This is a genomic window from Pseudomonas eucalypticola, assembly GCF_013374995.1.
Classification (GTDB): domain Bacteria; phylum Pseudomonadota; class Gammaproteobacteria; order Pseudomonadales; family Pseudomonadaceae; genus Aquipseudomonas; species Aquipseudomonas eucalypticola.
Window position 1 is genome coordinate 5,822,377 of record NZ_CP056030.1, and the last position, 11,698, is coordinate 5,834,074.

The following is an 11,698-nucleotide window of genomic DNA, read 5'->3' on the forward strand; positions in this document are numbered from 1 at the left end:
CCGACGCTATACGTTTGGCGGTTCGGGACAAATACCATTAGGCTGCCAGGACCAACCTGGCGTGGAATATCCGATGTCTTCAATCTACCGCACAACGCTGCCAGCGTTCTGCCTATCGCTGATGTTACCCCTGGCGCTGCCGGCGCTGGCCGACGACGCGGCGCAAAAGCCCGCCACCGACAAAGCGGCCGAGCAACCGAAGGTCGAGCGCCAACCGGTACTCGAGCGCAGCCAGGAAGACAACCTGGCCCTGGAACGGCAACTGCCGCAGGACGAACAACAGCAATTGCAGGCCGGCAGCGACAGCTTCCTGGGCTTGTGGCGGCCGGCCAATACCAGCAACCCTGCCGGCGCGGTGGTGATCATACCCGGCACAGGCGAAACGGCTGACTGGCCCAACGCCGTCGGCCCTATTCGCAACAAGCTGCCGGATGCCAACTGGCACAGCCTGAGCATCAGCCTGCCCGACTTGAGCGCTGATGCCCCGCAACCGCGTGTAGAGGACAAGGCGCCGCCGCCCAAGGAGGCTGACAGCAAGTCGACGCCGCCAGCCAACCCTTCGGTGGAACAGGCAACCGCCACCGAACCGGACAAACCGCCGGCGCAATCGGCCGAAGAACTGGCCAAGGCCGACGCCGAGCGCATCTTCGCCCGCATCGACGCGGCGGTGACTTTCGCCCAACAGCAGAAATCCCGCACGGTGGTGCTGCTGGGGCACGGTACGGGTGCCTATTGGGCAGCCCGTTACCTCAAGGAACGCCCGCAAGCCCACGCCCAGCGCCTGGTGATGGTCGCGCCCATGACGCCGAATAACGCCAGCCAGAACCTGCAGGACCTGGCCCCGTCGCTGAAAGTGCCGACCGCCGACATTTTCTACAGTGACACGGCCGCCGCCCAGCAGGCCGCGAAAGCACGGCTGCAGGCCAGCAAACGCCTGAAGGACACGGGTTACACGCAAATCTCGCTCAATGCACTGCCCGCCGACAAGACGGCAGAACAAGAGCAACTGTTCCGCCGCGTTCGTGGCTGGCTGAGCCCCAAGCCCGTGGATTGAACCCGGTGCGCCGGCGGTGAGGAAAACCCGCAGCGGACCTGGCCGCTGCCTGTTTTCCCGTCAGCGAAAATCCCGACGCTCGCGGATCAGAGCATAGGCGCTGTGCAGCTCGCGGGTGCGCTCGGTGGCTTCGCGCACCTGGGCCGGGGTGGCGCCGCTACCGGCGAGTTTGTCCGGGTGGTGGCGGCTGAGCAGGCGCCGGTAGGCACGCTTGATCTGCGAAGGCTCGGTGCTCGCCCCCACGCCCAGCAGGCGCATGGCCTCCTGGTAGGTGCCGCCACTGTTGGCCAGCGGCTTGCGCGCCGGTTCATAGTCCGCTGACAGACTCTGCACCTGCACCGAGGTCCAGCCCAGCCATTTGCCCCACTGCACCACTAGCTCACGTTCGCCTCGGCTGGCCTGACCATCGGCCCACACCATGCGCCAACACGCCCGTAGCACGCCTTCGGCCGAATTGGGCTGGCGCGCCAGGCGCTCCAGGTGATGCTGCAAACGATCGCGCCCGCCCTTGCCGCGGTTGAAGGCGGCGATCGCCACTTTCTGCCGGGCTGTGTCCAGGCCCAGGGCGCGCATCTCCTGGCGCGCTTGCTGAATGTGGCTTTGCACCACCCGACCGTCACACTTGGCCAGGCGCCCCAGCAACACGAACAATAGCTGGTCATCGCCCAAGGGCGACTTGCCGCGTACACGGTCCAGCAGTTCGCCCCAGCTATGCAGTTGCAGGCGCCGGTCAAGCGCCTGCCCCAGCAATGCCCCCAACAGTGCCCCCGGAATATTGGCGATGGCGAAACCAGCGCCCGCCCCAATGAGCGTCCCCGGCCAGAGCATCTCAATGGCGTCCTTGCACTAAGGCTTCAACCTCGGCCAGGCGTTCATGGGTACCGACATCTACCCAGCGCCCGGTGAAGTGCTCACCACTGACCTTGCCCGCGGCCATGGCCTGGCGATACAGCGGCGCCAATTTGAACGCCCCCGCGCTGCAACCGGCGAACAGCGCCGGGTGCAGCACGGCGATGCCGCTGTAGGTCAGCCGTGCTGCGGCCTCGCCCTCGTCAGTCACGGTGCCGCCCTGCAGTAGAAAATCCCCAGTGGGGTGATGAGCCGGGTTATCCACCAGCACCAAGTGCGCCAGGCCGTCCAAAGGCTGGCGCAGCCGACTGAAGTCGTAATCGGTCCAGATGTCGCCATTGACCACCAGGAAAGGCTCTACCCCCAGCAACGGCAAGGCCTGGAAAATACCGCCACCGGTTTCCAGTGGCTCGCCTTCCGCCGAATAGCGGATGCTCAAGCCGAAACGCGCGCCATCGCCCAGGTGGTCTTCGATCTGCTGGCCGAGCCACGCATGGTTGATGACGATCTCGGTGAACCCTGCCTGGGCCAGCGCCCGCAGGTGGTACTCGATCAAGGGCACGCCGCCGGCGCGCACCAGCGGCTTGGGCGTGTGCAGGGTCAGGGGGCGCATGCGCTCGCCTTTGCCTGCGGCCAGAATCATGGCTTTCATGCATCAGCCTCCGTGACGGCGCGCAGGCTGGCCAGCAATTGTCCAAGCCCCGCCAGTTCCGGCCGGCGCTCCAGCACTGCTTCTATATAGGCGAAGAAGCGTGGCACGTCGGCCAGGTAACGGGGCTTGCCATCGCGGTGGCAGATGCGGGCGAAAATACCGATGACCTTCAAATGGCGCTGTACGCCCATCAGGTCGCTGGCGCGCAGGAAGTCCTGGAAGTCGGCCTGCACGGGTATCCCTTTGGCACGGGCCGCATTCCAGTAACCCAACAGCCATGTATCGACGCGCTCCAGCGGCCAGCTGAGGAAGGCATCCTTGAACAAGCAGGTAATGTCGTAGGTGACAGGGCCGTACACGGCATCCTGGAAATCCAGCACGCCAGGGTTGGGTTCACTGCGCATCAGGTTGCGCGGCATGAAATCCCGGTGCACCAGGACCTTGGGCTGGGCCAGGGCGCTATCGATCAGCAGGTTGCTGGCACCCTGCCACAGGGCTTTCTGCGCCTCGTTGAAGGTTACGCCCAGTTGGCGGCCCACGTACCACTCGGGGAACAGTTCCAGCTCGCGGCGCAACAGGGCCACGTCATAGCTGGGCAATGGCGCATCCATGGGCAACTGCTGGAAAGCCAGCAACGCATCGATGGCGTCGGCGAACAATGCATCGGCGTTCTGGACGTCGATCACGTCCAGGTAGGTTTTGTTGCCCAGGTCGTTGAGCAACAGGAAGCCGCGTTCCAGGTCCTGGGCATGAATATTCGGCACATTGATGCCAGACGTGGCCAGCAGCGCGGCAATGTCCACGAAGGGTTTGCAGTTTTCCTGGGGTGGCGGGGCGTCCATGACGATAAAACTGCGGTTACCGCCCTGCCAGCGAAAATATCGGCGAAAACTTGCATCGCTGCTGGCGGCGGTCAATGAAGACGGGGGTACAGGCCCCCAGCCCCCGGCCACAAAGAGTTTCACCAGTTGTTCGTCCAGCCAGACTTGGAGCTGTTGCAGGCGTACATCTTGATCGGGCATTACAGAGGTCTCCGACGGCGCTAGCCGTCAAGCGGGTCATGCTTTATTATCCAGCATCTTTTTCAGACCATCGAGAGGCGTGCGGCCCCACCGCGGGCAGATGGCACGCAGGAAGCCCGGACTAATAAGATGGCATTGAAATCCCCCGCGTTTCGTAAAAAATTCCCGTTGCTGGTCACCGGCGGTTTGCTGGCGATGCAACCCCTGGCCGTGCCGTTCGCGGTGGCCGCCGAGCAGTATGACTGTACTGTCTCCGCGGCGGGAGCCTGGGAGTGCAAACCCAAAGCCCCAGTGGGTGTCCTGCCGCCTCGCCCGGTCCATGACGGCAGCGCTGTCTCGTCGGCGCCTGAAAGCGCCGACCAGAGCCAGCCCGCCGCAGCGGAAGAGAAGGCCAAGGGCCCCATGCTCGTCACCGAGAGCAAGGGCCGTGGCCTGAAATCCCGCAGTGCCGACTATAGCCATCTCGACTGGGTACCGCGGGAGAAACTCACCGCCGCCCAACTGGCCGAGACCGGTCCTTACTGCGAAGGCGCCTACGTCGAGCCCATCCGGCCCGGCATGGACGACAAGACTTCCAAGAAGGACTCCCCGACCTTCATCGGCGCCAAGGCCTCGCGCTACGACCAGGAGCAGCAGACCGCTACCCTGGCTGGCGACGTGGTATTGCGCCAGGGCAGCATGCAGGCCGAGTCCGACGAGGCCAGCCTGCACCAGGCCGAGAACCGTGGCGAGCTGACCGGCAACGTCAAGATCCGCGACCAGGGTGCCCTGATGGTCGGCGACCACGCCGAGATCCAGCTGGACACCGGCGCGGCCCAGGTCGACAACGCCGAATACGTGATGCACAAGCAGCGTATTCGCGGCAGCGCGCTGTACGCCAAGCGTGGCGAAAACGCCATCATCCGCCTCAAGGATGGTACCTATACCACCTGTGAGCCAGCCAGCAACGCTTGGGAAATCAAGGGTAACAACATCACCCTGAACCCGGCGACCGGCTTCGGCACGGCGACCAACGCCACCCTGCGCGTGCATGACATTCCCGTCCTGTACACGCCGTACATCTACTTCCCGATCGACGACCGTCGTCAGTCCGGCTTCCTGCCGCCGAGCATCGGCAGCGGCAGCAAGACCGGCTTCTCGTTGGTCACACCGTACTACTTCAACCTGGCGCCCAACTACGACGCCACGTTGTACCCGCACTACATGAGCAAACGCGGCATGCTCACCGAGGGCGAATTCCGCTACCTGACGCCGACCAGCGAAGGGCAGTTCGGCGGCGCGTACCTGAGCGACGAAGACGACGAGCGCAGCAAGCAGTCGGATTACTCGAAAGACCGCTACATGATCAACTGGCAGCACAAGGGCGATCTGGACAAGCGTCTGACCTACAAGGTCGACTACACCAAGATCAGCGACCCTTACTACTTCCAGGATCTGGAAACCAACCAGATCGGCGTTAAGAACCAGGACTACCTGAATCAGCAGGCTGCTGCGTACTACCGCAGCGACAACTGGACCGCCGGCCTGAACGTGCAGGGCTACCAGCTGACGACGGTTTCGGACATCACGCCGTATGACCGCCTTCCGCAGATCACCTTCAACGGATCGCTGCCGTATCACCCGGCTGGCCTGGACTTCACCTACCAGACCGAAGCGGTACGCTTCCAGCGCAGCCTGCAGAATGGCACCTATACCGATGAAGATGGCAACGTCTCGTCGCGCATCGACAACAACGTTGCTGGCCTGGCGCGTGCCAACGGCGACCGCCTGACCCTGGCGCCGGCCATGAGCCTTCCTCTGACCGCATCGTGGGGCTACATCAAGCCGTCGGTGAAATTCGTCTACACGGATTATCAACTGGACCTGGACAGCCAAGGCAAGAACTCGTTGGTCAACAACGGGCACGAAACCGAGGTCTACCACAGCAACATCGACCGCTCGATCCCGATCTACAGCGTGGACAGTGGCCTGTACTTCGACCGCAACACGTCGATGTTCGGCACCAACTATCGCCAGACCCTCGAACCGCGCGCCTACTACCTGTACGTGCCGTATGAGAATCAAAACGATATCCCGGTCTTCGACTCCGCGGAAAACCAGTTCAGCTACTCGTCCCTGTGGCGCGACAACCGCTTCTCCGGCTATGACCGCATCGGCGACGAGAACAAGATCTCGCTCGGCGCGACCACCCGCTGGATTGAAGACAATGGCTTCGAACGCCAGAAGTTCAGCTTCGGTGAAGCGTTCTACATGCAGGACCGCAAGGTCCAGCTGCCCGGCATCTACTACAAGGACCGCGCCGAGGCGACTGCCAGCCGTTCCCCGTACGCCCTGGAATACGAATACCACTTCAACCGCGACTGGCGCTTCAATTCGGACTTCAACTGGGATCCGGACAGCCGCAGCACCCGTTCGGGCAGCGCGATGTTCCACTACCAACCTGAAGACAACCCGAACAAGGTGGTCAACTTCGGCTACCGCTATCGCGACGACATCGTTCACTACGATTCGTCCACCGGTAAGTGGGGCTTTGGCGGTGACTACGGCAACCCTGGCGATCCGAACTACATCAAGGACTACTACAAGATCCAGCAGCATGACTTCTCGATCATGTGGCCAGTGGTCCCGCAGTGGAACGCCATCGCTCGCTGGCAGTATGACTACAACCGCAACCGTACCCTGGAATCCTTCGCCGGTTTCGAGTACGACAACTGCTGCTGGAAGCTGCGCCTGATCAGCCGCTACTGGGTTGACTATGACGAGTTCAGCCAGTCGCTGCCGCAGAATGAAAAAGGCGACCACGGTGTCTTCCTGCAAGTCGTGCTCAAAGGGCTCGGCGGCGTAGTGGGCAATAAAGTCGAGTCTTTCCTCGACAAGGGCATTCAGGGTTATAAAGAACGTGAAGAGCAAGCTTACTAATTGTCTGCGCCCCTTGCTGCTGGGCGCACTGCTGTTGAGTGGCGCGGTTCACGCCGACGTGCGACCTCTGGACAGCGTTGCCGCGATCGTCGACAACGACGTGATCATGAAGAGCCAACTGGACAAACGCGTCCGCGAGGTTCAACAGACCATTGCCAAGCGTGGCGGCACTAACGTGCCCCCTGCCGATGTCCTGGAAAAGCAGGTGCTCGAGCGCCTGATCGTCGAAAACCTGCAGCTGCAGATCGGCGAGCGCTCCGGCGTTCGCATCACCGACGAAGAGCTGAACCAGGCCATCGGTACCATCGCCCAGCGCAACAACATGAGCGTGGCGCAGTTCCAGGCAGCCCTGGCGCACGACGGCCTGTCTTATGAGGACGCCCGTGACCAGGTGCGTCGCGAGATGATCATCAGCCGCGTGCGCCAGCGCCGTGTGGCCGAGCGCATCCAGGTATCGGAGCAGGAAGTGAAGAACTTCCTGGCTTCGGACCTGGGCAAGGCCCAGCTGTCGGAAGAGTTCCACCTGGCCAACATCCTGGTGGCAACACCGGAAAGCGCCAGTTCTGAAGCCATTCAGGCAGCGGCCCGCAAGGCCGGCGACATCTACACCCGCCTCAAGCAGGGTGCCGACTTCGGCCAACTGGCCGTAGCCAACTCGGGCAGCGACAACGCCCTGGAAGGCGGCGACATGGGTTGGCGTAAAGCCGCCCAGCTGCCACCGCCGTTCGATGCTCAGGTCAGCGCGCTGTCGCTGGGCGACGTCACCGAACCCACCCGCACCCCAGGCGGCTTCATCATCCTGAAGCTGCTGGAAAAACGCGGTGGCGGTAACGTTACCCGTGACGAAGTGCACGTACGGCACATTCTGCTCAAGCCCAACGAAGTACGCAGTGAAGCCGAAACCAAGGTGCTGGCTGACCGTCTGTATGAGCGCATCAAGGGTGGCGAAGACTTCGGCGACCTGGCCAAGAGCTACTCCGAAGACCCGGGTTCGGCCCTCAACGGCGGCGACCTGAACTGGGTCGACCCGCAGTCGCTGGTACCCGAGTTCCGTCAGGTCATGGCCGACAGCCCGCAGGGCGTCGTCTCCAAGCCGTTCAAGACGCAATTCGGCTGGCACATCCTGGAAGTACTGGGCCGCCGCGCTACCGACAACACCGAACAGGCACGCGAACAGCAAGCCATGATGGTGCTGCGCAACCGCAAGTACGACGAAGAGCTGCAGAGCTGGCTGCGCCAGATCCGCGACGAAGCCTACGTCGAGATCAAGCTGCCTGGCGCCGAACAGGCTGCACAGGCCGACCAGTGAAGCCCCAGCGCTTCGCCCTGACGCCCGGCGAGCCGGCGGGCATAGGCCCCGACCTGTGCCTTCTGCTCGCCGCGCATCGCCAGCCACACCCCCTGATTGCCATCACCAGCCGTGACCTGCTCTTAGAGCGGGCCACGCAGCTGGGGGTGGCCGTCACTTTGCTGGCCGTCGACCCCGACGCCCTCCCCGACCAGCCCGCCGATGCCGGCAGCCTTTATGTGTGGGACACCCCCCTGGGCGCCCCTGTGCAGGCTGGCGTGCTGGACCGCGCCAATGCCGCCTTCGTCCTTGAAACCCTGACCCGCGCGGGCCAGGGCTGCCTGGACGGGCGCTTTGCCGGGATGATCACTGCCCCCGTGCACAAAGGCGTGATCAACGAGGCGGGCATCGGGTTTTCCGGCCACACCGAATTCCTGGCCGAGCTGACCCACACCGAACAGGTGGTGATGATGCTCGCCACCCACGGCCTGCGCGTGGCCCTGGTGACCACTCACCTGCCCCTGCGCGCAGTGGCCGACGCCATCACCGAAGAACGCCTGGAGCGGGTGACCCGCATCCTGCACTCGGATCTCAAGGACAAGTTCGGCATCGCCCGGCCACGGATCCTGGTATGCGGGCTCAACCCCCATGCCGGTGAAGGTGGCCACCTGGGCCGTGAAGAGATCGAGATCATCGAACCGACACTGGAGCGCCTGCGCAGCGAGGGCATGGACCTTCGCGGACCGCTGCCAGCCGACACTCTGTTTACCCCCAAATATCTGGAGCACTGCGATGCAGTGCTGGCGATGTACCACGACCAGGGCCTGCCCGTACTCAAGTACAAAGGCTTTGGCGCTGCCCTGAACGTTACCCTGGGCCTGCCGATCATCCGTACCTCGGTTGACCACGGCACCGCCCTGGACCTGGCAGGTACCGGCAAGATCGACACCGGCAGCCTCAAGGTCGCGCTGGACACCGCCTACCAGATGGCCGAGACCCGTATATGACCGAGCAATACCAACACCGGGCGCGCAAGCGCTTCGGCCAGAACTTCCTGCACGACGCTGGCGTGATCGACCGCATCCTGCGCTCCATTCATGCCCGCGAAGGCGAGCGCATGCTGGAAATCGGCCCGGGCCAGGGCGCCCTGACCGAAGGCCTGCTGGGCAGCGGCGCGCAGCTTGACGTGGTCGAGCTGGACAAGGACCTGGTGCCTATCCTGAACCAGCAGTTCGCTGGCCGTGGCAATTTCCGCCTGCACCAGGGCGATGCGCTGAAGTTCGACTTCAATACCCTGGGCGCCGCGCCTGGCAGCCTGCGCGTGGTCGGCAACCTGCCGTACAACATCTCCACGCCGCTGATCTTCCACCTGCTGTCCAACGCCAGCCTGATCCGCGACATGCACTTCATGCTGCAGAAGGAAGTGGTCGAGCGCATGGCTGCCGGGCCTGGCGGCGGCGACTGGGGCCGCCTGTCGATCATGGTCCAGTACCACTGCCGCGTGGAACACCTGTTCAACGTCGGCCCCGGAGCGTTCAACCCGCCGCCCAAGGTCGACTCTGCCATCGTCCGCCTGGTGCCTCACGAAACCCTGCCGCACCCGGCCAAAGACCACAAGCTGCTGGAGCGCATCGTGCGCGAAGCGTTCAACCAGCGCCGCAAGACCCTGCGCAACACCCTCAAGGCCCTGCTCAGCAGCGAAGAAATCACGGCTGCCGGCGTCGATGGCAGCCTGCGCCCTGAACAGCTGGACCTGGCCGCTTTCGTGCGCCTGGCCGACAAGCTGTTCGAGCAGAACGGCGCCGCCTGATCCACCTCATCGTGCGCCTTGACTACTGTCCGGGCGCCCGATGGCCTAAACTGCAAAGACCGGCACCATGATTGCCCCTTCGTTTTTGCAATAAGGCCCCTTGCATGTCCGATCCCCGCTATCAGATCGACGTCAGCGTCGTCACCCGCTTTCTCGCCGAACAATCCCAGCCAGAACACCAACGGTTCGCGTTCGCCTACACGGTGACCGTGCATAACAGTGGGCAACTGCCTGCCAAACTGGTTTCCAGGCACTGGGTCATCACCGACGGTGACGGCAAGGTCGAAGAGGTACGCGGCGCGGGCGTGGTCGGCCAGCAACCCCTGATCGAGGCGGGAGAAAGCCATACCTACAGCAGCGGCACGGTGATGACGTCCCAGGTGGGCACCATGCAAGGCAGCTACCAGATGGTGGCCGAGGACGGCAAACACTTCGACGCTGTCATCGCCCCCTTCCGCCTGGCCGTGCCCGGGGCCCTGCACTGATGGCGGTGTACGCGGTCGGAGACCTGCAGGGCTGCCTGCAACCGCTCAAGTGCCTGCTGGAGCGCGTTCAATTCAACGCGGAACATGATCGCCTGTGGCTAGTGGGCGACCTGGTCAACCGCGGCCCCGAATCACTGGAAACCCTTCGCTTTCTCTATCACATGCGTAATTCGCTGGTGTGCGTGCTGGGCAACCATGACCTGCACCTGCTGGCGGCCGGCTGCAATGTGGAACGGCTGAAGAAAAGCGACACGCTGCGCGAGATCCTCGACGCACCGGATGCGCCCCAGCTACTCGACTGGCTTCGCCAGCAAAAGCTGATGCACTACGACGAACAGCGCAACGTGGCCCTGGTGCATGCGGGCATCCCGCCGCAATGGTCGCTGAAAAAGGCCCTGCGCTGCGCTGCGGAAGTCGAGCAGGCCTTGCGCGACGATAATCTGTTCAAGCCGTTCCTGGACGGCATGTACGGCAACGAGCCGGCGAAGTGGAGCAACGGGCTGACCGGCATCGACCGCCTGCGGGTGATCACCAACTATTTCACCCGCATGCGCTTCTGTACCGCCCAGGGCAAGCTTGAGCTCAAGGGCAAGGAAGGCGCCGACTCCGCGCCGCCAGGCTATGCGCCGTGGTTCAGCTACCCGGGGCGCAAGACCCGTGAAGTCCGCATCATCTTTGGCCATTGGGCGGCACTGGAGGGACGCTGCAACGCGCCTTGGGTGCACGCCCTGGACACGGGTTGCGTGTGGGGCGGGTCCATGACCCTGATGAACGTCGACACCGGCGAAAGGTTTGGTTGCGACTGTGACGAGCAAGGCCGCATCCGTGGCTCGATAGCCCAACCCTGACGCGGTAGAATCGGGCCATCACCAGGCCGCGCCACCTCTTGTAGTGTACGAGCGCTCGGGAACCTGGCACCGCGATCTTTCAGGACTACCGCGGCGCTCTTTTCCCGAGCTTCGCCCGGTCCCACAATGGGGAGCGTCGCGGCTACAGGGGCCAGTGCAGGCCGTCCATTCTTCTCAGGAGCACCGTCATGACCGAATTCAAACGCATCCCGCCACAAACGGCCCATGAACTGCTGGCCAACGGCGCTGCCGTGGTCGACGTGCGCGACGCCCAGACCTTCGCCGCCAGCCATATCCCCAACGCCCAACACCTGGACAACCATTCGGTGCAGGATTTCATTCGCGCCGCCGACCTCGACAAACCGACCGTAGTGGTGTGCTACCACGGCAACTCCAGCCAGGGCGCCGCCGCTTATCTGGTCAGCCAGGGCTTCTCGGAGGTCTACAGCCTGGACGGCGGTTTCGAGCTGTGGAAAACCACCTACCCCGAGCAAACCGCGCAAGGGAGCGTCGAATAATTTTTTTTCTGGCGCCAAGCCCCCGCCCCACGGGGCTTGGCGCGGGCTGACGAACGGTCAGCCCATAACATATCGCTCATTGCACCTTGAAGTCTGAGATTCCCAACTATCCTTAGGATCAGGCCATCCAAAACAGGGGAGAGCCGGTACACCGACGCGCGGGTCATCGGTAGCGACTTTGAGGTGTTCTGGGGGGTATACAGCGGCCGATTGTTTCGGCGGCTGCCAGCATCAACTGATTGATCCGACGTCG

The 11,698-nt window shown here is 63.4% G+C and carries 11 protein-coding genes; 8 read left to right on the top strand and 3 right to left on the bottom strand.

Annotated elements, in window-relative coordinates:
* Positions 1-73: 73 nt before the first annotated feature.
* Positions 74-1,054 carry an alpha/beta hydrolase family protein gene (locus tag HWQ56_RS26155; RefSeq protein ID WP_176572090.1) on the top strand — a complete coding sequence of 327 codons (981 nt, stop codon included), beginning with the start codon at positions 74-76 and terminating at the stop codon, positions 1,052-1,054.
* A gap of 60 nt (positions 1,055-1,114) precedes the next feature.
* On the opposite strand, the gene HWQ56_RS26160 is transcribed toward HWQ56_RS26155, so the two are convergent.
* The 3 genes from HWQ56_RS26160 to HWQ56_RS26170 are packed head-to-tail and all read right to left on the bottom strand — an operon-like array spanning position 1,115 to position 3,577.
* Positions 1,115-1,882: a TerB family tellurite resistance protein gene (locus HWQ56_RS26160; protein ID WP_158153234.1), complete on the bottom strand. Its 768-nt coding sequence runs from the start codon at positions 1,880-1,882 to the stop codon at positions 1,115-1,117.
* Between the two features lies 1 nt (position 1,883).
* Positions 1,884-2,555 carry an N-acetylmuramate alpha-1-phosphate uridylyltransferase MurU gene (gene murU, locus HWQ56_RS26165; RefSeq protein WP_158153233.1) on the bottom strand — a complete coding sequence of 224 codons (672 nt, stop codon included), beginning with the start codon at positions 2,553-2,555 and terminating at the stop codon, positions 1,884-1,886.
* Positions 2,552-3,577 (bottom strand): aminoglycoside phosphotransferase family protein, encoded by a 1,026-nt coding sequence (locus HWQ56_RS26170; protein WP_176572091.1) that lies wholly within the window; start codon positions 3,575-3,577, stop codon positions 2,552-2,554. The genes murU and HWQ56_RS26170 overlap by 4 nt, the downstream gene beginning before the upstream one ends.
* Before the next feature lie 129 nt (positions 3,578-3,706).
* Here HWQ56_RS26170 and HWQ56_RS26175 point away from each other — a divergent pair, with 129 nt between their 5' ends.
* The 7 genes from HWQ56_RS26175 to glpE all read left to right on the top strand — a co-directional run bounded on the left by HWQ56_RS26175 (position 3,707) and on the right by glpE (position 11,445).
* Positions 3,707-6,496 (top strand): LPS-assembly protein LptD, encoded by a 2,790-nt coding sequence (locus HWQ56_RS26175; RefSeq protein ID WP_158153231.1) that lies wholly within the window; start codon positions 3,707-3,709, stop codon positions 6,494-6,496.
* Positions 6,477-7,805: a peptidylprolyl isomerase gene (locus HWQ56_RS26180; protein WP_158153230.1), complete on the top strand. Its 1,329-nt coding sequence runs from the start codon at positions 6,477-6,479 to the stop codon at positions 7,803-7,805. Before HWQ56_RS26175 ends, HWQ56_RS26180 begins: the two co-directional genes overlap by 20 nt.
* Positions 7,802-8,791, top strand: coding sequence for a 4-hydroxythreonine-4-phosphate dehydrogenase PdxA (gene pdxA, locus HWQ56_RS26185; RefSeq protein WP_158153229.1), 990 nt, complete (start codon positions 7,802-7,804; stop codon positions 8,789-8,791). Before HWQ56_RS26180 ends, pdxA begins: the two co-directional genes overlap by 4 nt.
* Complete coding sequence (rsmA, locus tag HWQ56_RS26190; RefSeq protein WP_176572092.1) at positions 8,788-9,594, top strand: 16S rRNA (adenine(1518)-N(6)/adenine(1519)-N(6))-dimethyltransferase RsmA; 807 nt, start codon at positions 8,788-8,790, stop codon at positions 9,592-9,594. The genes pdxA and rsmA overlap by 4 nt, the downstream gene beginning before the upstream one ends.
* A gap of 104 nt (positions 9,595-9,698) precedes the next feature.
* Positions 9,699-10,079, top strand: coding sequence for a Co2+/Mg2+ efflux protein ApaG (gene apaG / locus HWQ56_RS26195; RefSeq protein WP_158153227.1), 381 nt, complete (start codon positions 9,699-9,701; stop codon positions 10,077-10,079).
* A complete protein-coding gene (locus tag HWQ56_RS26200) occupies positions 10,079-10,927 on the top strand; it encodes a symmetrical bis(5'-nucleosyl)-tetraphosphatase (protein ID WP_158153226.1) in 849 nt (282 codons plus the stop codon). Before apaG ends, HWQ56_RS26200 begins: the two co-directional genes overlap by 1 nt.
* A gap of 188 nt (positions 10,928-11,115) precedes the next feature.
* A complete protein-coding gene (glpE, locus tag HWQ56_RS26205; protein WP_158153225.1) occupies positions 11,116-11,445 on the top strand; it encodes a thiosulfate sulfurtransferase GlpE in 330 nt (109 codons plus the stop codon).
* Positions 11,446-11,698 lie beyond the last annotated feature (253 nt).

Coding starts and splice junctions, on each gene's coding strand:
- HWQ56_RS26155 (WP_176572090.1), top strand. CDS start 74: ATGTCTTCAATCTACCGCACAACGCTGCCAGCGTTCTGCCTATCGCTG.
- HWQ56_RS26160 (WP_158153234.1), bottom strand. CDS start 1,882: ATGCTCTGGCCGGGGACGCTCATTGGGGCGGGCGCTGGTTTCGCCATC.
- murU (WP_158153233.1), bottom strand. CDS start 2,555: ATGAAAGCCATGATTCTGGCCGCAGGCAAAGGCGAGCGCATGCGCCCC.
- HWQ56_RS26170 (WP_176572091.1), bottom strand. CDS start 3,577: ATGCCCGATCAAGATGTACGCCTGCAACAGCTCCAAGTCTGGCTGGAC.
- HWQ56_RS26175 (WP_158153231.1), top strand. CDS start 3,707: ATGGCATTGAAATCCCCCGCGTTTCGTAAAAAATTCCCGTTGCTGGTC.
- rsmA (WP_176572092.1), top strand. CDS start 8,788: ATGACCGAGCAATACCAACACCGGGCGCGCAAGCGCTTCGGCCAGAAC.
- apaG (WP_158153227.1), top strand. CDS start 9,699: ATGTCCGATCCCCGCTATCAGATCGACGTCAGCGTCGTCACCCGCTTT.
- HWQ56_RS26200 (WP_158153226.1), top strand. CDS start 10,079: ATGGCGGTGTACGCGGTCGGAGACCTGCAGGGCTGCCTGCAACCGCTC.
- glpE (WP_158153225.1), top strand. CDS start 11,116: ATGACCGAATTCAAACGCATCCCGCCACAAACGGCCCATGAACTGCTG.